This is a genomic window from Streptomyces sp. S3(2020) (assembly GCF_013044505.1).
In the GTDB taxonomy this organism is placed as follows: domain Bacteria; phylum Actinomycetota; class Actinomycetes; order Streptomycetales; family Streptomycetaceae; genus Streptomyces.
In genome coordinates, this window is record NZ_JABERD010000172.1 from 1 (window position 1) to 20,728 (window position 20,728).

Below are 20,728 nucleotides of genomic sequence, written 5' to 3' on the forward strand. Positions count from 1 at the left end.
CGGCCCACCCCCACCACATCAGCACCGACGCCCGCCGGATCCACCTCTCCAACCAGCAGCGCCGCACCGACGCCACAGCCGTCGGCAGCCTCCTCCTCCATCTGCCGAACTTCCTGTGCAGCCTCTTCGTCGTCGGCCTGGTCTCCGCGTTCTTCGGCGACTTCGCCCTCGTCGTGATCCTTCTCTGGATCGCCAGCGGCGCACTCGTCTTCCACCGCCCCACCGAAAGCGCCCTCGCGCGCCATCTGCTCCGTCTGCGCTACCCCACGCCGCAAGAACGAGCCAAACTCGAACCGGTCTGGCGCGAGGTGACGGCACGCGCCGGCGTCGAGGGCCGTACCTACGAGCTCTGGGTCGAGGACAGCGACAGCCTGAACGCGGTCGCCGCCGCCGGCCACATCGTCGGCGTCACCCGCTTCGCCATGAACCAGCTCCCCAACGGCGAACTCGCCGCCGTCCTGGCCCATGAGCTGGGCCACCACGTCGGCGGCCACGCGTGGTCCGGCCTTCTCGGCTACTGGTACGCGCTACCGGGCCGGATCGCGTGGCGGGTGCTGAAGGCGGTCTCCACGGTCGCCTTCCACGTCTCGAAGGCCTTCGGCTGCTTCGGCGTCGCCTTCGTCGTGATGCTCGTCGGCGGCCTGGCCTTCGCGACGGTCAGCACGCTGTACGGCCTTCCGCTGCTGATCCTCGGAGTGCCGTACGCCCTCGCCGCCGTGGGCCGCCGCTCCGAGCTCCGCGCGGACGAGCACGCCGCCGCCCTCGGCTTCGCCCCGATGCTGGCGGCCGTCCTGGACAAACTGCACCGGCAGGAGCAGTACACACAGGCCGAGGTGACGGCCCGCAACGGCGGTGTCCCCGTCGAGGAGGGCGCCCTCAGCCGGCTCCTGTCCTCGCACCCCGACCACCACACCCGGCTGCACCACCTCCAGCCGTACCTCCAGCCGCAGCGGCCGTACTGAGCCGGGACGCACCCGAGGGCGGCCATCCCGACAGGAGACCGCCCTTCAGCACACGCCGGATGCTCACCCGCCGCCGATGGCCACCGCGAGCATCAGCGTCAGGATCACCGTCCAGGCCGCGACCGACATCCACCCCATGACCAGCCCGATCAGCGCGAGCCCGTCACCGCCCTCGCCCGTGCGCTGGATCTCCGAGCGCGCCGCCTGACCGAGCACGACCGCCGGAATCCCGGCGAACCCGAAGGTCGGCAGGCACAGCACCCCGCACACGGCGGCTCCCACGGCCTTCCCGTTGGTCCGCGGCCGGGCCACGGGCAGAAACGTGCGCGGCACCACCATCGGCTGGGCCAGCGGTCCCTGCGGCAGATCCGCGACGAGCAGCCCCAGCTCCCCCACGGTCCGGGCCGCGTACGCCCGCGCCACCCGCCGGTCGAACTCCGCCTTCTCCAGCCGCCCCTCCCCGTACCCCGCTCTGAGCACATCGACGGCACGCTCGCGGTCGGCGTGGGAGGCGAGCATCGCCGGCACACCGGGCGAGGGCACCCCGTGGGGCTGCCAGGGCTGTGGTGCGCCCTGCCACGGCTGCCACGACGGATTCGACACGGCCGTACCTCCCCAACCCCCCGAGCTCCCTCCATGATGCGCCGAACCGGCATTCCGGGACAGACGGCGTCGGCACCCGGGCACGCCGAAGGGCGGCCACCCCGTACGAAACGGGGTGACCGCCCTTCAGTGCTTCAGAACCGACTGCTACTGGTTGTACGGACCGTAGTCGTAGTCCTCCAGCGGAACGGCCTGGCCGGAGCCGGTGCCGAACGGCGAGTAGTCGATGTCGTCGTAGCCGACGGCCGAGTACATCGCGGCCTTGGCCTCCTCGGTGGGCTCCACCCGGATGTTGCGGTAGCGGGACAGACCCGTACCGGCCGGGATGAGCTTACCGATGATGACGTTCTCCTTGAGGCCGATGAGGCTGTCGGACTTGGCGTTGATCGCCGCGTCCGTCAGGACTCGGGTCGTCTCCTGGAAGGAGGCGGCCGACAGCCAGGATTCCGTCGCCAGCGAGGCCTTGGTGATACCCATCAGCTGCGGACGACCGGAGGCCGGGTGACCGCCCTCCTGGACCACACGACGGTTCTCGGTCTCGAACTTCGAGCGCTCGACGAGCTCGCCGGGCAGCAGCTCGGCGTCGCCGGACTCGATGATCGTCACCCGGCGGAGCATCTGCCGGATGATGATCTCGATGTGCTTGTCGTGGATCGACACACCCTGCGAGTTGTAGACCTTCTGGACCTCGCCGACCAGGTGGACCTGGACGGCACGCTGACCCAGGATGCGCAGCACGTCGTGCGGGTTGGTGGCACCCACGGTGAGCTTCTGGCCCACCTCGACGTGCTCGCCCTCGCTGACCAGGAGACGGGCACGCTTCGAGATCGGGAACGCCGTCTCGTCGCTGCCGTCGTCCGGGGTGACGACGATCTTCTTGGTCTTCTCGGTCTCCTCGATCCGCACGCGGCCGTGGGCCTCGGAGATCGGGGCGACACCCTTGGGCGTACGAGCCTCGAAGAGCTCGACGACACGGGGCAGACCCTGGGTGATGTCGTCACCGGCCACACCACCGGTGTGGAAGGTACGCATCGTCAGCTGGGTACCGGGCTCACCGATGGACTGGGCGGCGATGATGCCGACCGCCTCACCGATGTCGACCAGCTTGCCGGTGGCCAGCGAGCGGCCGTAGCACATCGCGCAGGTGCCGACCTGGGACTCGCACGTCAGGATCGAGCGGGTCTTGACCTCCTCGACACCGTGGTGCACGAGCTGGTCGATCAGCACGTCGCCGAGGTCCACGTTGGCCGGCGCGATCACCTTGCCGTCGATGACGACGTCCTCGGCGAGCATGCGGGCGTAGACGCTGGTCTCGACGTCGTCCGCCTTGATCAGGACGCCGGCGGCGTTCTTCGAGGCGATCCGCAGCTTCAGACCGCGCTCGGTGCCGCAGTCCTCCTCGCGGATGATGACGTCCTGCGAGACGTCCACCAGACGACGGGTCAGGTAACCCGAGTCGGCGGTACGCAGGGCGGTGTCGGCCAGACCCTTACGGGCACCGTGCGTGGAGATGAAGTACTCCAGCACGGACAGGCCCTCACGGAAGGACGCCTTGATGGGACGCGGAATCGTCTCGTTCTTGGCGTTCGACACCAGACCACGCATACCGGCGATCTGACGCATCTGCATCATGTTTCCTCGGGCACCCGAGTCAACCATCATGAAGATGGGGTTCGTCTTGGGGAAGTTCGCGTTCATCGCCTCGGCGACCTCGTTGGTCGCCTTGGTCCAGATCGCGATGAGCTCCTGAGTGCGCTCTTCCTTGGTGATCAGACCGCGCTCGTACTGCTTCTGGACCTTCTCGTCCTGCGCCTCGTACCCGCGGACGATCTCCTTCTTCGCCTCGGGAACGACGACGTCGGAGATGGCCACGGTGACACCGGAACGGGTCGCCCAGTAGAAGCCGGACGCCTTCAGGTTGTCGAGCGTCGCCGCCACGATGACCTTGGGGTAGCGCTCGGCGAGGTCGTTGACGATCTCGGAGAGCTGCTTCTTGCCCACCGAGTAGTCGACGAACGGGTAGTCCTCGGGCAGCAGCTCGTTGAAGAGCGCGCGGCCCAGGGTGGTGTTCAGACGGAACGAGTCACCGTTCTGCCACTCCGGCTCACCCTCCTCGCGCACCGGCGGGGTCCAGCCGCGCGGCGGGATGGTGCCCACCGGGAAGCGGATGTCGACCTGCGACTGGAGCGCGAGCTCGCCGGCGTCGAACGCCATGATCGCCTCGGCCGTGGAGCCGAAGGACCGGCCCTCGCCCTTGGTGTCACGCAGTTCGCCGTCGGTGGTGAGGAAGAACAGACCGAGGACCATGTCCTGGGTCGGCATCGTCACCGGACGGCCGTCGGCGGGCTTGAGGATGTTGTTCGAGGACAGCATCAGGATGCGGGCCTCGGCCTGCGCCTCCGCGGAGAGCGGCAGGTGGACGGCCATCTGGTCACCGTCGAAGTCCGCGTTGAACGCGGTGCAGACGAGCGGGTGGATCTGGATGGCCTTGCCCTCGACCAGCTGCGGCTCGAAGGCCTGGATGCCGAGGCGGTGCAGGGTGGGAGCACGGTTCAGCAGAACCGGGTGCTCGGCGATGACCTCTTCGAGGACGTCGTACACGACCGTGCGGCCGCGCTCCACCATGCGCTTGGCGCTCTTGATGTTCTGCGCGTGGTTCAGGTCGACCAGGCGCTTCATCACGAACGGCTTGAAGAGCTCCAGCGCCATCGCCTTCGGCAGACCGCACTGGTGCAGCTTGAGCTGCGGACCGACGACGATCACGGAACGCGCGGAGTAGTCCACACGCTTGCCGAGCAGGTTCTGACGGAATCGACCCTGCTTGCCCTTGAGCATGTCGCTCAGGGACTTCAGCGGGCGGTTACCGGGACCGGTGACCGGGCGACCACGACGACCGTTGTCGAAGAGGGCGTCGACGGCCTCCTGGAGCATGCGCTTCTCGTTGTTCACGATGATCTCGGGCGCACCGAGGTCGAGAAGGCGCTTCAGACGGTTGTTCCGGTTGATCACACGGCGGTACAGGTCGTTCAGGTCGGAGGTCGCGAAGCGGCCACCGTCCAGCTGCACCATCGGGCGGAGGTCCGGCGGGATGACCGGGACGCAGTCGAGGACCATGCCCTTGGGGCTGTTGGAGGTCTGCAGGAAGGCAGACACCACCTTGAGCCGCTTCAGCGCACGGGTCTTCTTCTGGCCCTTGCCGGTACGGATGATCTCGCGGAGGCGCTCGGCCTCCTCGTCGAGGTCGAAGGTCTCCAGGCGCTTCTGCAGCGCCGCGGCACCCATCGAACCGTCGAAGTACGTGCCGAAGCGGTCGCGCAGCTCGCGGTAGAGCAGCTCGTCACCTTCGAGGTCCTGGACCTTGAGGTTCTTGAACCGGGTCCACACCTCGTCGAGACGGTCGATCTCGCGCTGCGAACGGTCGCGCAGCTGCTTCATCTCACGCTCGGCACCCTCGCGCACCTTGCGGCGCACATCGGCCTTGGCACCCTCGGCCTCGAGCTCGGCCAGGTCGGTCTCGAGCTTCTTGGCGCGGGCCTCCAGGTCGGAGTCGCGACGGTTCTCGACCTGCTGACGCTCGACGGAGACGTGCGCCTCCAGCGAGGGCAGGTCACGCGTACGACGCTCGTCGTCGACGTACGTGATCATGTACGCCGCGAAGTAGATGACCTTCTCGAGGTCCTTCGGGGCGAGGTCGAGCAGGTAGCCCAGACGCGACGGAACGCCCTTGAAGTACCAGATGTGCGTGACGGGGGCGGCCAGTTCGATGTGGCCCATCCGCTCACGACGCACCTTGGCGCGAGTGACCTCGACGCCACAGCGCTCACAGATGATGCCCTTGAAGCGGACGCGCTTGTACTTGCCGCAGTAGCACTCCCAGTCCCGGGTCGGACCGAAGATCTTCTCGCAGAAGAGTCCGTCCTTCTCGGGCTTGAGGGTGCGGTAGTTGATGGTCTCGGGCTTCTTGACCTCGCCGTGGCTCCACTGACGGATGTCGTCAGCGGTGGCCAGACCGATCCGGAGCTCGTCGAAGAAGTTGACGTCGAGCACTATGCGTCAATCCCTCTCAGGGTTGTAAGTCATGGGGTCTGATACGGGGGTCCTGGGGCCGGAGGCCTTCATGGTGAAGGCCTCCGGACTCCCGTCAGACCTCTTCGACGCTGCTCGGCTCGCGCCGGGACAGGTCGATGCCAAGCTCCTCCGCAGCGCGGAAGACATCCTCGTCGGTGTCGCGCATCTCGATGGACATACCGTCCGAGGACAGCACCTCCACGTTGAGGCACAGGGACTGCATCTCCTTGATGAGCACCTTGAAGGACTCGGGGATGCCGGGCTCGGGGATGTTCTCGCCCTTGACGATGGCCTCGTAGACCTTCACGCGGCCGGTGACGTCGTCGGACTTGATGGTCAGCAGCTCCTGGAGGGCGTACGCGGCGCCATAAGCCTCCAGCGCCCACACCTCCATCTCACCGAAGCGCTGGCCACCGAACTGGGCCTTACCACCCAGCGGCTGCTGGGTGATCATCGAGTACGGACCGGTCGACCGGGCGTGCAGCTTGTCGTCGACCAGGTGGTGCAGCTTGAGGATGTACATGTACCCGATGGAGATCGGGTCCGGGAACGGCTCGCCGGAGCGGCCGTCGAACAGCCTCGCCTTACCGGTCGGCTGCACCATGCGGTCGCCGTCGCGGTTCGGGATGGTGTGGTTCAGCAGACCGGCGAGCTCGTCCTCACGCGCACCGTCGAACACCGGGGTGGCGACGTTGGTGCCGGCGGCGACCTGGTCGGCGCCGATCACCTGGAGGCGCTGCGCCCACTCCTCGCCGAGCCCGGAGACGTCCCAGCCGCGGCTGGCGAGCCAGCCGAGGTGGATCTCCAGAACCTGTCCCGGGTTCATTCGGGACGGCACACCCAGCGGGTTGAGGATGATGTCGACCGGAGTCCCGTCCTCGAGGAACGGCATGTCCTCGATGGGCAGGATCTTCGAGATGACGCCCTTGTTGCCGTGACGGCCGGCGAGCTTGTCACCGTCGGTGATCTTGCGCTTCTGCGCCACGTACACGCGCACCAGCTGGTTCACACCGGGGGGCAGCTCGTCGCCCTCCTCGCGGTCGAAGACGCGGACGCCGATGACCTTGCCGATCTCGCCGTGCGGGACCTTCAGCGAGGTGTCGCGGACCTCACGGGCCTTCTCACCGAAGATCGCGCGCAGCAGGCGCTCCTCCGGGGTCAGCTCGGTCTCACCCTTGGGCGTGACCTTGCCGACGAGGATGTCGCCGGCGACGACCTCGGCACCGATCCGGATGATGCCGCGCTCGTCGAGGTCGGCGAGGACCTCCTCGGAGACGTTCGGGATGTCCCGGGTGATCTCCTCGGGGCCGAGCTTGGTGTCACGGGCGTCGACCTCGTGCTCCTCGATGTGGATCGAGGAGAGGACGTCGTCCTGCACGAGGCGCTGCGACAGGATGATCGCGTCCTCGTAGTTGTGACCCTCCCACGGCATGAACGCCACGAGCAGGTTCTTGCCCAGGGCCATCTCGCCGTTCTCGGTGGCCGGACCATCGGCGAGCACCTGGCCCGTGATGATGCGGTCGCCCTCGTTGACGATGACCTTCTGGTTGACCGAGGTGCCCTGGTTGGAGCGGGCGAACTTGGCCAGGCGGTACGTGATGTACGTGCCGTCGTCGTTGGCGGTGGTGATGTAGTCCGCGGAGACCTCCTGGACCACACCGTCCTTCTCGGCCTTGACCACGTCACCGGCGTCGACGGCGGAGCGGTACTCCATGCCGGTGCCGACGAGCGGGGCCTCGCTCTTGATGAGCGGCACGGCCTGACGCATCATGTTCGCGCCCATGAGGGCACGGTTGGCGTCGTCGTGCTCCAGGAACGGGATCATGGCGGTCGCGACCGACACCATCTGGCGCGGCGAGACGTCCATGTAGTCCACGTCATCACCGGGGACGTAGTCGACCTCGCCGCCACGACGGCGGACCAGGACGCGGTTCTCGGTGAAACGCATGTTGTCGTCGAGCGTGGCGTTGGCCTGCGCGATGACGAATCGGTCCTCTTCGTCGGCCGTGAGGTAGTCGACCTCGTCGGTGACGACGTCGCCGTCGACCTTGCGGTACGGCGTCTCCACGAAACCGAACGCGTTGACGCGGCCGTAGGAGGCGAGCGAACCGATCAGACCGATGTTCGGGCCTTCGGGCGTCTCGATCGGGCACATGCGTCCGTAGTGGGACGGGTGCACGTCACGGACCTCGAAGCCGGCCCGCTCACGGGAGAGACCACCCGGGCCAAGAGCCGACAGACGGCGCTTGTGGGTGAGACCCGACAGCGGGTTGTTCTGGTCCATGAACTGCGACAGCTGGCTGGTGCCGAAGAACTCCTTGATGGAGGCGACGACCGGCCGGATGTTGATCAGGGTCTGCGGCGTGATCGCCTCGACGTCCTGGGTCGTCATGCGCTCACGGACGACGCGCTCCATACGGGCCAGACCGGTGCGGACCTGGTTCTGGATGAGCTCGCCGACGCTGCGCAGACGACGGTTGCCGAAGTGGTCGATGTCGTCGGTCTCGACGACGATGCTCGTACCCCGGTCCCCGACCGTCTCGGTCTCGCCCGCGTGCAGCTTCACCAGGTACTTGATCGTCGAGATGATGTCCTCGACGGTCAGGATGCCGGCGTCGAGCGGGGCGTCCGCGCCCAGCTTCTTGTTGACCTTGTAACGGCCGACCTTGGCGAGGTCGTAGCGCTTCGGGTTGAAGTACAGGTTCTCCAGAAGCGTCTGCGCGGCCTCGCGCGTGGGCGGCTCGCCCGGACGCAGCTTGCGGTAGATGTCGAGCAGCGCGTCGTCCTGGCCCTGGGTGTGGTCCTTCTCCAGGGTGGCGCGCATGGACTCGTACTCGCCGAACTCCTCGAGGATCTGCTCGGTGGTCCAACCGAGAGCCTTGAGGAGGACGGTCACGGACTGCTTGCGCTTGCGGTCGATGCGCACACCGACCATGTCGCGCTTGTCGATCTCCATCTCCAGCCAGGCACCCCGGGACGGGATGATCTTGGCCGAGAAGATGTCCTTGTCGGACGTCTTGTCGATGGAGGAGTCGAAGTAGACACCCGGCGAACGGACCAGCTGCGACACCACGACACGCTCGGTGCCGTTGATGACGAAGGTGCCCTTGTGGGTCATGAGCGGGAAGTCGCCCATGAAGACCGTCTGGGACTTGATCTCGCCGGTCTCGTTGTTGGTGAACTCTGCCGTCACGAAGAGCGGGGCCGCGTACGTGAAGTCGCGGTCCTTGCACTCGTCGATGCTGTTCTTCGGCGGCTCGAAGCGGTGGTCGCGGAATGTCAGCGACATCGACCCGGAGAAGTCCTCGATCGGGGAGATCTCCTCGAAGATCTCCTCCAGACCGGACTTGGTGGGGACGTCCTGACCTGAGTCCAGAGCCGCCTCGACCCGACTCTGCCAGGCGGTGTTCCCGAGCAGCCAGTCAAAGCTCTCGGTCTGCAGCGCGAGCAGGTTGGGAACCTCGAGGGGCTCCTTGATCTTTGCAAAAGAGATGCGCAGCGGGGCAGTGCTGGCGCCATTGTTCGTATTCGCGTTCGAGGCAGTGCGCGAGGCGGCCAAGAGGGGGTCCTTCCGAGGGCTCGGACTCACTACGCGCGTACCGGTCCCTCTCCTGCACACGACGATGAAAATCCCAGGTCAGGGAAGTTCTGATCATCATGGCTGAAGCGAGGGCAGACCCCTGGTGACGGGCAGGGGGCAGCTAACAGGCAGCGCAAAGGGTCAGTGTAGCCACTTGGCGCACTGATGTCCAGCCCCGATTTTCTGTGACCCTCGTTGTCCTCAACGCCTTCGGCACGCTCGCCCTCAACGCACGTTGATACTGCCCTCTTCGTCGCCGATCCATGCCTCGGATTCGGACCGTTCTGGCGACGCGTCCTGAGAATTGCGCGCTGCGTGCGGTTCGTCAAGGCCTGTCTTGCCCAAACCGGGTGCCGCGCTCGTCACTTGCGGTCCGCCTCCGGCCTGCCACCAGGGGCGCTCAAGGGGCACGACGAAGATCACCATACTCCCCACGACCACGGTCGCAAGGCAGCCGCCACGACGCCCTCGGGAACGCCGAAGAGCGACCACCCGGATGGATGATCGCTCTTCGGTGCGTCAGCGTTACAGCCCACTTACGCGGGCTGCGGCTCGCGCGAGTCCATGCGGACCCGTGAGGTGTTACTTGACCTCGACGGAGGCGCCGGCGCCCTTGAGGGCCTCGGCGGCCTTCTCAGCGGCCTCCTTGGCGACCTTCTCGACGACGGGCTTCGGGGCGCCGTCCACGAGGTCCTTGGCCTCCTTCAGACCCAGCGAGGTCAGCTCACGCACGACCTTGATGACCTGGATCTTCTTGTCACCGGCGGCGGTGAGGATGACGTCGAACTCGTCCTGCTCCTCAGCGGCCTCGGCAACGGCGGCCGGGCCGGCGGGGGCGGCGGCAACCGCGGCGGCGGCGGTGACGTCGAACTTCTCCTCGAACGCCTTCACGAACTCGGAGAGCTCGATGAGGGTGAGGGACTCGAACTGCTCGAGCAGCTCTTCCTGGGACAGCTTCGTCGCCATGTGGGCGATCCTTCCACTAAATCGGCTGGTGCCGGATGTACATGTGAGGCGGGCGTACGTTCGGCCCGCTGCGACCGTCGCCTCAGGCGGCGGTCAATGCGCGAGCCGAATTACTCGGCACCGCCCTGCTCGGCCTTCTTGGCACGAAGCGCCTCCGCGGTGCGGACGAACTTCGAGGGGAGCGCCTGGAAGAGCGAGGCAGCCTGGGACTGCTTGCCCTTGAACGCACCAGCCAGCTTGCTGAGCAGAACCTCGCGGGACTCGAGGTCCGCGAGCTTCTTGATCTCATCGGCGGACAGCGCCTTACCGTCAAGGACACCGCCCTTGATGATGAGGTTCGGGTTGTCCTTGGCGAAGTCACGAAGACCCTTCGCCGACGTCACCGGGTCACCGGAGATGAAGGCAACCGCCGTCGGACCGTTGAACAGGTCGTCGAGCGTCGTGATCCCGGCCTCGTTGGCCGCGATCTTGGTCAGCGTGTTCTTCACCACGGCGTACTGGGCGTCGTCACCGAGCGAACGGCGCAGCGTCTTGAGCTGCGCCACGGTGAGACCCCGGTACTCGGTCAGCACAGCGGCGTTCGAGCTGCGGAACTGGTCCGCGAGCTCGGCTACCGCGGCAGCCTTGTCGGGCCTTGCCATAAGCGTGGCCTCCTTCCGGGTGATGAGGACCGCTCAGAAGGGGCTGCGGAAAAAACGAAACGCCCCGGCGCAGGCGCACGGGGCGTAGCTCGACCGGGACTCGCACGCTGTCGAGCAGCGAACTCCGGGAGCACTTCCACAGTCACCTGCGCGGGTCGTCCGCGATTCTCAGCGGATCCTTCGGCCACCACACCCTCTTGCGAGAGCACGGCAACGACCAGCGGTCTTTGGCTTCTGTAGGAGAGTACGTGACCCCGTCGCCGTCAGGCAAATCCGGTCCTACGGTGCTCAGCTGCCGCTGAGGCCACCGCTCTCCGAGAGCTCCTTGAACATGTCCATCAGGTCGAAGGTCTCCTTGGCCGACGGCACCTTCACCTCGGCCTTCGCACCGTAGTCGGAGAGCTTCATGCTCATCTCGATGGTGCCCTCCGGGCTGTCGATGCCCACGTCCATCCGGACCGGGAGATCGTCCTCGTTGACCCAGACCTCGGTGTCGTAGCCCTTGATGCCGGCCTTCTTCATGCCGGCCAGGAGCTCCTTGCGCTCCTTGGGCTCCAGGACGTCCAGCGACTTGTTGGTCGCCATCATCTCCTCGACGGTGAGGGTGCCCTTGTAGTGCTCGGTGTCGGCCCCGTCGACCTTCTCGCTGCCGACATGCTTGAGGTTGGGCGAGTCGAGGAGCATGGCCAGCTGCTGGGCCGGGTCCTGGTTCATGTCCTCCAGGCCGCCGGTCAGCTGCTTGGTGAGCTCGTCGTCCCCGGACTTCGCGGCCTGCTCGGCGATGGCGCCGAGGTCGAGCTTCATCCAGCGCTTGCCGTCCATCTCCTTGGCGGCGGCCGCGCCCGCGTCGACGTACACGACGTCGTTCTGCCAGATGATGCGCGCGTTCTGGGGCATGTCCGCGTCCGCGCCGAGGCCGGAGCCCTTCATGGTCATGTCCATGAGCGTCGGGTCCCAGCCCATGATCCCGGTCATGGTCATCTTGCCGCCGTCCGTGCCCGGCACCGACATGGTCATGTTGACCCGGGCGGACTTGGCCTCGGCCGTCTTCTTGTAGGCCGCGGTGATGACCTGCGTGACGGACCGCTTCGTGCCCGTCTTCGCACCGGCGCCCGTGTCCGTGGCGTCGTTCTTCTCTCCCCCGCCACTACAGGCCACCGCGCCCGTCAGCAGCATGGCCGCGGCGGCGGCCCCCGCACCTCTACGACGTACCGAACCGCGTATGGACATGCTCATGAGTCCCCCCTGGATCTCTGCGGTGTCTGTTGAAAGTTCGACCAGGACCATAACCCCCGTCGGGCTCTCCCGTCCCGCGGGTTTCCAGCCCGTGTCAGGACGTGGTGCCGGCGACGGTACCGCCCTGCTTCTCCAGCAACTCCTTGAAGTCTTGGGTGTCGCTCGCCGCGGGCTCCTCGGCGGAGACCTTCACGCCGTAGTCGCTGTAGTAGGCGGTCTGGGTCAGGTCTCCGGTGGCCATCCGGCCCTTCTCGACCTTCTTGACCAGCAGATCCTGGTCGTTGACCCAGATGTCGACCTGCTGAGTGGTCACGCCCGCCTGTTCGAGCTGCTTCTTGAGGTCGGCGAGCTGGCTCGCGCTGAGGCTGGAGTTCTTGCCGGCGAGGTCGGCGACGTCGACGGTGCCCGAGTAGTGCGTGGTCTCCTGGCCGCGGACCTTCTCCGCGCCGACCTTCTTCACGTCCCCCGAGGCCAGCAGCAGCTTCACCGACTGGTTGGGCGTGGTGTTCTGCATCTGGTCCCTGAGGTAGGCGCCGGAGCTGCCACCGAGGTCCGCGAGGTCGTCGTAGTCGTACCGGATCCAGTGCTTGCCGCCGGCCTGCTCGGCGAACTTGTCGCCCATCTTCGCGTAGTAGGCGTCGGGCAGATAGCGGGCCTCCATCGACGTGGTGCCCAGCTGGCGCATGGTGTCGGCCATGGTGCCGCCGGTGTACTCGATGGTCATGGTGCCGGTGATGCCGTCACCCCAGCCGAGGGCTCCGTCGGCGGTCATGGACATCATCGTGCCCACGGTGGTCGTGGACTCGACCTTGGCGGAGTCGGCGGCGTCGGTGGACTTCTCGGCGGAGCGCAGGGCCGCCACGGGGCTGAGGTTGCTCGTGTCCTTGCCGGACGCCTTGTCGTCCTTGCCGGAGCCTGCCGAGTCACCCGAGGACGTACAGGCAGCCAGGCCGGTCAGCGCGGTCGCTGTCGCGATCGCCAGGGCCGTCCGGCGCATGGTCGTGCTCTTCATTCGTCCCACCCCCATTGCGGTTGCTGTGCCCGCACGTTAGCGCGGGGCACTGACACACGTACCCGGAAATGAGACGGGCCCCGCACCTCGAAAGGTTGCGGGGCCCGCGTCAAGAACGCGTATCGCGACGCGACTGCCGTCAGGATCAGACGGCGGCCGGGTCCTCCTCGACGAGGAGGTTGCGGGTGCGGTTCGGGTCGACCGGGATGCCGGGGCCCATGGTGGTGGAGACCGCGGCCTTCTTGATGTAGCGACCCTTGGCGGCGGACGGCTTCAGACGGAGGATCTCCTCCAGCGCGGCGCCGTAGTTCTCCACCAGCTTGTCGTCCTCGAAGGACGTCTTGCCGATGATGAAGTGCAGGTTCGAGTGCTTGTCGACGCGGAACTCGATCTTGCCGCCCTTGATCTCGGTCACGGCCTTGGCCACGTCCGGGGTCACGGTTCCGGTCTTCGGGTTCGGCATCAGACCACGCGGACCGAGCACGCGGCCGAGGCGGCCGACCTTGCCCATGAGGTCCGGGGTGGCGACGACGGCGTCGAAGTCCAGGCGGCCCTTCGAAACCTCGTCGATGAGTTCGTCGGCGCCGACGATGTCGGCACCCGCGGCACGCGCGGCCTCGGCACGGTCACCGGTCGCGAAGACCAGGACCCGGGCGGTCTTACCGGTGCCGTGCGGAAGGTTCACGGTGCCACGGACCATCTGGTCGGCCTTACGCGGGTCGACACCCAGACGGAAGGCGACCTCGACGGTGCCGTCGAACTTGGTCGTGGAGGTCTCCTTGGCGAGACGGACGGCCTCGAGCGGGGCGTAAAGCTTTTCCCGGTCGACCTTGGCGTCCGCAGCGCGGAGGGACTTGCTGCGCTTGCTCACTACTGCTCCTGTGTGTCTTGAGGAGTCGTGGTATGGGCCGAGCAGGCCCTGCCACGGTGCTACGAAGGTGCTACGAGGCTGGGGTTCAGCCCTCGACCGTGATGCCCATGGAACGGGCGGTGCCGGCGATGATCTTCGACGCGGCGTCCAGGTCGTTGGCGTTCAGGTCGGGAAGCTTGGTCGTGGCGATCTCGCGGACCTGCGCCTCGGTGATCTTGGCGACCTTGGTCTTGTGCGGCTCGCCAGAGCCCTTCTCGACACCCGCGGCCTTGAGGATCATCTTCGCGGCCGGCGGCGTCTTGGTGATGAAGGTGAAGGAGCGGTCCTCGTAGACCGTGATCTCCACCGGGATCACCCAGCCACGCTGCGACTCGGTCGCGGCGTTGTAGGCCTTGCAGAACTCCATGATGTTGACGCCGTGCTGGCCGAGCGCGGGGCCGACCGGCGGAGCGGGGTTGGCCGCACCGGCGTTGATCTGGAGCTTGATGAGCCCCGTGACCTTCTTCTTCTTGGGAGGCATTGCTCTCTCCGGGTCCTAGTGAGAGTTTTCAGCCGTCCGGTCCGGATGATCCGGATGGAGGCATACCGCACAACGATAACGGGTATCCCTGCGCGGCCAAAAACCGAGCAGGTCAGACCGGCTGCGAAAGCCTGTCTGACCTGATCGGAGGCTTGTGTTCCAGAGGAAGCTAGTTCTTCTGGATCTGGTCGAAGGAGAGCTCGACCGGCGTCTCGCGGCCGAAGATCTCGACGAGACCCTTGACCTTCTTCGAGTCGGCGTTGATCTCGTTGATCGTGGCCTGCAGCGTGGCGAACGGGCCGTCGGTGACGGTGACCGAGTCGCCGACCTCGAAGTCCAGCACCTGGACCTCGACCTTGCGCTGCGGAACCGGCTTGCCCTCGGCCTCGGCGGCCTCGCGGGCGGCCTTCTCCTCGGCCTCCGGGGCGAGCATCTTGACGATCTCGTCCAGGGTCAGCGGGTACGGGTCGTAGGCGTTGCCCACGAAGCCGGTGACGCCGGGAGTGTTGCGGACGACGCCCCAGGACTCGTTCGTCAGGTCCATGCGCACCAGCACATAGCCGGGGAGCTTGTTCTGACGGATCGTCTTGCGGTCGCCGTTCTTGATCTGGACGACCTCTTCCTGCGGCACCTCGGCCTGGAAGATGTAGTCCTCGACGTTGAGCGAGACGGCGCGCTGCTCGAGGTTGGTCTTCACGCGGTTCTCGTAACCGGCGTAGGTGTGGATGACGTACCACTCGCCGGGGAGGGTGCGCAGTTCCTCGCGCAGGGCGACGACGGGGTCGACCGGCTCGGCCGGCTCCTCCTCGGCGTCCTCTTCCTCGTCCTCGACGGCCTCGACATCGCCGCCGGACTCGTCCTCGGCGTCGTCGTCGGACTCGTCCTCGACGTGGAGAGCGGCTTCCTCGGCGGGCTCGTCCGCCTCGGCATCGGCAGCCTCGACCTCGTCCAGGTCCTCGTCCGCGCCCTCGAGGATGTCGAGCTCGTCCTCCACGGACTCGTCCGGCTCGATGGCGTCGTTCAGGTTCTGGTCAGACACGGTGGCTGCTTCTTCCTGGATACATAGGGGTGGAACATGCGAAAGGGGCGCCGGTAACCGCGGCGCCCTTCGCAATTTTGCTCAGCCGAAGACGTACTTGGCGGCGTGGTCGAGTCCATAGTCAATCACGGTGACCAGCCCGATCATGACGATCACGAAGACGATCACCACGGTCGTGTAGGTGGTCAGCTGGCCTCGCGAAGGCCAGACGACCTTGCGAAGCTCCGCGACGATCTGCCGGTAGAAGAGGGCAAGGCGCTTCAGCGGGCCCTTCTTGGCACGCTTACCGCCCTTGCGGGTCTTCTTCGACTCCGACGCCTCATCCTGGGCGTCAGGCGTGTCGATGGAGCCCACGGCGTCCGCCATTCGTCCTCACCTGTTCCCGGGTCGTGGCCGTGCCGCGCCCGGTCTGAGCCGCACGGCAGTGCATTACCTGTACGTACATGCGCACACATCCTGGCGGTGTGTGTAGCAGGGCCGGAGGGACTTGAACCCCCAACCGCCGGTTTTGGAGACCGGTGCTCTACCAATTGAGCTACGACCCTTTGTGGTTCTCCCCAAACGTACCGCATCCGCCCGGGTACTCGGTGTGCACCGGATGAGTGCGGCCGTTGTGAGGCCAACGAGGTGAGAGTGTACGTGCTCCGGAGCCCTCCGTCGAACAGAAAGCCCCCGTAGGGGCTTTGCGGACGGAAGATCGACTGTGCGGCGCCTGAAGATCACCCAGGCCACCGCGCGAATCCGGACGGTTGTTCAGCGCATGTTCAGTCTGTGAAACCCGTGTGCCGGTGGCGTTTCCGGTCTGGAACGATGGGCCCATGAGCGCTGCAACCCCTCCCACCGAGCGCCGGGTCTCCGCCCGAATCGGCGCGATCTCCGAGTCCGCGACCCTCGCCGTGGACGCCAAGGCCAAGGCCCTCAAGGCCGCCGGACGTCCGGTGATCGGCTTCGGCGCCGGTGAACCCGACTTCCCGACCCCGGACTACATCGTCCAGGCCGCCATCGAGGCCTGCTCGAACCCGAAGTACCACCGCTACACACCGGCCGGCGGCCTGCCCGAGCTGAAGGCCGCGATCGCCGCGAAGACGCTGCGCGACTCCGGCTACGAGGTCGACGCCTCCCAGGTCCTGGTGACCAACGGCGGCAAGCAGGCCATCTACGAGGCCTTCGCCGCGATCCTCGACCCGGGCGACGAGGTCATCGTCCCGGCCCCGTACTGGACGACGTACCCCGAGTCGATCCGCCTCGCGGGCGGCGTCCCGGTCGACGTCGTCGCGGACGAGACCACCGGCTACCGCGTCTCCGTGGAGCAGCTGGAGGCGGCCCGCACGGAGAACACCAAGGTCCTGCTCTTCGTCTCCCCCTCCAACCCGACCGGCGCCGTCTACACCCGCGCGCAGATCGAGGAGATCGGCCGCTGGGCCGCCGAGAAGGGCCTGTGGGTCCTGACCGACGAGATCTACGAGCACCTGGTCTACGGCGACGCGGAGTTCCACTCCCTGCCGGTGGTCGTGCCGGAGCTCGCCGACAAGACGATCGTGGTCAACGGTGTCGCGAAGACGTACGCGATGACCGGCTGGCGGGTGGGCTGGGTCATCGGCCCCAAGGACGTGGTCAAGGCCGCGACGAACCTCCAGTCGCACGCCACGTCGAACGTCTCCAACGTCGCCCAGGTGGCGGCTCTGGCCGCGGTCTCCGGCGACCTGTCGGCCGTCGAGGAGATGAAGGAGGCCTTCGACCGCCGTCGCAAGACGATCGTGCGGATGCTCAACGAGATCGACGGCGTGCTCTGCCCGGAGCCCGAGGGCGCCTTCTACGCCTACCCGTCGGTCAAGGCCCTGCTCGGCAAGGAGATCCGCGGCAGGCGCCCGCAGGACTCGGTCGAGCTGGCCGCGCTGATCCTGGAGGAGGCCGAGGTCGCGGTCGTCCCGGGTGAGGCGTTCGGTACGCCGGGCTATCTGCGGCTGTCGTACGCCCTGGGCGACGAGGATCTCGTCGAGGGTGTCTCGCGGATCCAGAAGCTGCTGGCCGAGGCCACCGACTGACGGTCTGTGCCGCGGGACGGGCCTCCTCCGACATGTCGGAGGAGGCCCGTCCTTTGTGCGAGCAAGACCACGTTCGGGGAATCCGCTACCGGGACGGCAGTGGCGTACGGCAGGATCGGCGAATGGAGCGTGTACGTGATGTCTCTGAGCTGCCGAAAGCCCATCTGCACCTGCACTTCACGGGGTCGATGCGTCCAGCGACGGTTCTGGAACTGGCCGACAAGTACGGCGTACGACTGCCCGAGGCGCTGACCGAGGCCCTGACGACCGGGGAGCCGCCGAAGCTGCGGGCCACGGACGAGCGGGGCTGGTTCCGGTTCCAGCGGCTGTACGACGCCGCGCGGTCGTGCCTCAGGCGGCCCGAGGACATCCAGCGGCTGGTGCGGGAGGCCGCCGAGGAGGATGTGCGCGACGGCTCGGGGTGGCTGGAGATCCAGGTCGATCCGACGTCGTACGCCCCTCGTCTGGGCGGGCTGATCCCGGCGCTGGAGATCATCCTCGACGCGGTGGAGACGACCTCGCGGGAGACCGGGCTCGGGATGCGGGTGCTGGTGGCCGCGAACCGGATGAAGCATCCGCTGGACGCGCGGACGCTGGCGCGCCTCGCGGTGCGGTACGCGGAGCGGGGGGTCGTCGGGTTCGGGCTGTCCAACGACGAGCGGCGGGGCATGGCCCGGGACTTCGACCGGGCGTTCGCCATCGCGCGGGAAGGGGGGCTGCTGTCGGCGCCGCACGGGGGTGAGCTGACCGGTCCGTCGTCCGTGCGGGACTGCCTCGACGACCTGGACGCGCACCGGATCGGGCACGGGGTGCGGGCCGCGGAGGATCCCCGGTTGCTGAAGCGGCTGGCGGACCGGGGTGTGACGTGCGAGGTCTGCCCGGCCTCCAACGTGGCCCTCGGCGTCTACGAGAAGCCCGAGGACGTGCCGCTGCGAACGCTGTTCGAGGCGGGGGTCCCGATGGCGCTCGGCGCCGACGACCCGCTGCTCTTCGGGTCACGCCTGGCCGCCCAGTACGAGATCGCACGGCAGCACCACGGCTTCACGGACCAGGAGCTCGCGGAGCTGGCCCGGCAGTCGGTCCGGGCCTCCGCGGCGCCCGAGGTCGTCAAGGCGCGGATGCTGGGCGGGGTGGACGAGTGGCTGGCTCGCCCGGCCGCCTGAAGTGGGCGTAGGGCGGATACGGCTTGAAGCAGATGTCCACCTCCAGGGGGTGCCCGCCGCTGTTGGGCGGCTCGGCCAGGGTGAAAGCCGTCATGAACGCCATGTGCCCCTCGGCGACACGCTTCTGTCGCGGCCCCCAGCCGGCCGCGTAGGCGAGTTCGGTGGCCGTCTGGGCGAGGACGTCCCTGGTGCCGAACAGGAAGAACGTCCGGGCGTGGGTGGCGTGCCGCAGCTCGTCCCGGGCGTCCGCGTGCGACTGGCGGGCACGCCAGGACTCCGCGTCCCGCGCGGTGCGGGCCTCGTCGGTGCGTACGGTCAGCGGCGTGCCGTGCGTGAGCTTGCGGCGCAGCTCGGGCCACTGGCTCGCCCGCATGCCGAGATGGTGGTGGGCCAGGACGAGGTCGACCCGCTCGCCCCATCCCTCGTCGGGCGGGACCCCGTCGCGCAGCGGGACGTGGACGACCGTGTGGCGGGAGTAGGCGGCGAAGGAGAACAGTCCGGCCAGCCGGTTGAGTCCGTCGTGGTCGCCGAGCAGCAGGCCGATGGGGTCGGGAGCGCTCAGCGAGGTATGGCGCAGCGGGTGTCGCGGCTGGACGATCCGGTGCTCGTGCGGACCGGTCCGTGGCCTGAACTGGCGCAGCCTCAGCCGCATGCGGGATCTCTCATGGGACGAGGGTGGCGGCTCGGTCCGGGCCCCGCAACGGAGATTCCCTCGGAGCCCTGGCCGGCTACAGGCTGACGCCGACCGTCACCGGCTCGTTGACCAGCGTGATCCCGAAGGTCTCCCGGACTCCGGCGACGACCTCGCGGGCCAGGGTGAGGAGGTCCTCCGTGGTGGCCTCGCCGCGGTTGGTGAGGGCGAGGGTGTGCTTCGTGGAGATGCGGGCGGGGCCGGTGCCGTAGCCCTTGGTGAAGCCCGCCTTGTCGATGAGCCAGGCCGCGGAGGTCTTGGTGTGGCCCTCTCCCGCCGGGTAGGCGGGGGGTTCGGCCGTGTCGCCGAGCTGGGTCCTCACGCGCGCGTGGAACGCGGTGAACTGCTCGTCGGTCAGGATCGGGTTGGTGAAGAAGGAGCCCGCCGACCAGGTGTCGTGGTCCTCCGGGTCCAGCACCATGCCCTTGCCCGCGCGCAGCTTCAGTACGGTCTCGCGGGCGGCCGTGAGGGGGACGCGGTCGCCGGGTTCCACGCCGAGGGCGCGGGCGGTCTCGGCGTACTTGATCGGCGCGGAGAGCCCGTCGGCGTCTTCGAGCTCGAAGACGACCCGCAGTACGACATAGCGCTCGGGCTCTGCCTTGAAGCGGCTGTGACGGTAGGAGAACCCGCAGTCGGCGTTGCCGACCGTGACCGTTTCGCGGGTCCGGCGGTCGTAGGCGATCACCTCGGTGATCGTGGCGGAGACCTCCTGGCCGTACGCACCGACGTTCTGGATCGGCGTGGCGCCCGCGGAGCCGGGGATGCCGGCGAGGCACTCGATACCGGCGAGTCCCGCCTCCACGGTGCGGGCGACGGCGTCGGTCCAGACCTCGCCTGCGGCGAGTTCGAGGCGGCTGCCGGTGAGCTCGAAGCCCTTGGTCGCGATGACCAGCGCGGTGCCGTCGAAGCCCTTGTCTCCGATGACCAGGTTCGAGCCGCCGCCGATGAGCAGAAGAGGCGTACCCCCCTCATCGGCCTCGCGCACGGCCGCGATCACCTCGGCGTCGGTGACCGCCGTGATCAACCGAGCAGCGGGACCGCCCAGGCGGAAGGTGGTCAGCGGGGCGAGGGGGGCATGGTGTCGTTCCTGCACGGGCTCAAGGGTACGAGACGCACCTGACGGCTTCGGTGGGGGCGTGCGTCGCGCAGTGCGGTTCGGGCCGCACCGGGGGGGGTGTCCCCTGCTCACCGTTGCGCAAGCGCGGGCGGTGCCCCACCTGGGGTCCCAGGAGACGGCTCTACGACGATCCGCGCCGCCCACCCAGCATTCGAGACCAAGAGTTCACCATCCGGAGGCACCCGCACCCCTCAACACCGACCCGTCCCAGTCC

General features: G+C 67.6%; 16 protein-coding genes and 1 tRNA gene. 3 read left to right on the top strand and 14 right to left on the bottom strand.

Annotation, left to right across the window (positions count from 1 at the left end):
* Positions 1–962: M48 family metalloprotease (locus HLK59_RS36725; RefSeq protein WP_240982858.1), on the top strand; the 962-nt coding region annotated here is incomplete at its 5' end.
* 63 nt (positions 963–1,025) lie between these two features.
* On the opposite strand, the gene HLK59_RS36730 is transcribed toward HLK59_RS36725, so the two are convergent.
* The 12 genes from HLK59_RS36730 to HLK59_RS36785 all read right to left on the bottom strand — a co-directional run bounded on the left by HLK59_RS36730 (position 1,026) and on the right by HLK59_RS36785 (position 16,043).
* Positions 1,026–1,565 (bottom strand): DUF1707 and DUF4190 domain-containing protein, encoded by a 540-nt coding sequence (locus HLK59_RS36730; protein WP_346779895.1) that lies wholly within the window; start codon positions 1,563–1,565, stop codon positions 1,026–1,028.
* Between the two features lie 147 nt (positions 1,566–1,712).
* Positions 1,713–5,612: a DNA-directed RNA polymerase subunit beta' gene (locus HLK59_RS36735; protein WP_171145956.1), complete on the bottom strand. Its 3,900-nt coding sequence runs from the start codon at positions 5,610–5,612 to the stop codon at positions 1,713–1,715.
* 94 nt (positions 5,613–5,706) lie between these two features.
* Entirely contained in the window at positions 5,707–9,192 is a 3,486-nt protein-coding gene (gene rpoB, locus HLK59_RS36740) for a DNA-directed RNA polymerase subunit beta (protein WP_171145957.1), read from the bottom strand.
* A gap of 603 nt (positions 9,193–9,795) precedes the next feature.
* Positions 9,796–10,179, bottom strand: coding sequence for a 50S ribosomal protein L7/L12 (gene rplL, locus HLK59_RS36745; protein ID WP_171145958.1), 384 nt, complete (start codon positions 10,177–10,179; stop codon positions 9,796–9,798).
* A gap of 110 nt (positions 10,180–10,289) precedes the next feature.
* Positions 10,290–10,820 (bottom strand): 50S ribosomal protein L10, encoded by a 531-nt coding sequence (gene rplJ / locus HLK59_RS36750; RefSeq protein ID WP_171145959.1) that lies wholly within the window; start codon positions 10,818–10,820, stop codon positions 10,290–10,292.
* Between the two features lie 288 nt (positions 10,821–11,108).
* Entirely contained in the window at positions 11,109–12,056 is a 948-nt protein-coding gene (locus HLK59_RS36755; RefSeq protein ID WP_240982859.1) for a hypothetical protein, read from the bottom strand.
* Positions 12,057–12,150: 94 nt separating this feature from the next.
* Positions 12,151–13,068 (bottom strand): hypothetical protein, encoded by a 918-nt coding sequence (locus HLK59_RS36760; protein WP_171145960.1) that lies wholly within the window; start codon positions 13,066–13,068, stop codon positions 12,151–12,153.
* 145 nt (positions 13,069–13,213) lie between these two features.
* Entirely contained in the window at positions 13,214–13,939 is a 726-nt protein-coding gene (gene rplA, locus HLK59_RS36765; RefSeq protein ID WP_171145961.1) for a 50S ribosomal protein L1, read from the bottom strand.
* An 85-nt stretch (positions 13,940–14,024) separates the two neighbouring features.
* Positions 14,025–14,459, bottom strand: a complete 435-nt coding sequence (rplK, locus tag HLK59_RS36770) for a 50S ribosomal protein L11 (RefSeq protein WP_020132675.1) — start codon at positions 14,457–14,459, stop codon at positions 14,025–14,027.
* A 169-nt stretch (positions 14,460–14,628) separates the two neighbouring features.
* Positions 14,629–15,498, bottom strand: a complete 870-nt coding sequence (gene nusG / locus HLK59_RS36775; RefSeq protein WP_171145962.1) for a transcription termination/antitermination protein NusG — start codon at positions 15,496–15,498, stop codon at positions 14,629–14,631.
* An 81-nt stretch (positions 15,499–15,579) separates the two neighbouring features.
* A complete protein-coding gene (gene secE, locus HLK59_RS36780) occupies positions 15,580–15,864 on the bottom strand; it encodes a preprotein translocase subunit SecE (protein ID WP_171145963.1) in 285 nt (94 codons plus the stop codon).
* Positions 15,865–15,970: 106 nt separating this feature from the next.
* Positions 15,971–16,043 (bottom strand) — tRNA-Trp (locus tag HLK59_RS36785).
* A 273-nt stretch (positions 16,044–16,316) separates the two neighbouring features.
* On the opposite strand from HLK59_RS36785, the gene HLK59_RS36790 reads away from it, so the two are divergent.
* Both HLK59_RS36790 and HLK59_RS36795 read left to right on the top strand, forming a co-directional pair.
* On the top strand, positions 16,317–17,543 hold the full coding sequence (locus tag HLK59_RS36790; RefSeq protein ID WP_171145964.1) for a pyridoxal phosphate-dependent aminotransferase: 1,227 nt from the start codon (positions 16,317–16,319) through the stop codon (positions 17,541–17,543).
* Between the two features lie 122 nt (positions 17,544–17,665).
* On the top strand, positions 17,666–18,706 hold the full coding sequence (locus tag HLK59_RS36795) for an adenosine deaminase (protein WP_171145965.1): 1,041 nt from the start codon (positions 17,666–17,668) through the stop codon (positions 18,704–18,706).
* Here HLK59_RS36795 and HLK59_RS36800 read toward each other — a convergent pair.
* Both HLK59_RS36800 and HLK59_RS36805 read right to left on the bottom strand, forming a co-directional pair.
* On the bottom strand, positions 18,651–19,358 hold the full coding sequence (locus tag HLK59_RS36800; RefSeq protein ID WP_171145966.1) for a hypothetical protein: 708 nt from the start codon (positions 19,356–19,358) through the stop codon (positions 18,651–18,653). The genes HLK59_RS36795 and HLK59_RS36800 overlap by 56 nt on opposite strands.
* A 76-nt stretch (positions 19,359–19,434) precedes the next feature.
* A complete protein-coding gene (locus HLK59_RS36805; RefSeq protein ID WP_171145967.1) occupies positions 19,435–20,586 on the bottom strand; it encodes a UDP-N-acetylmuramate dehydrogenase in 1,152 nt (383 codons plus the stop codon).
* Positions 20,587–20,728: the final 142 nt, after the last annotated feature.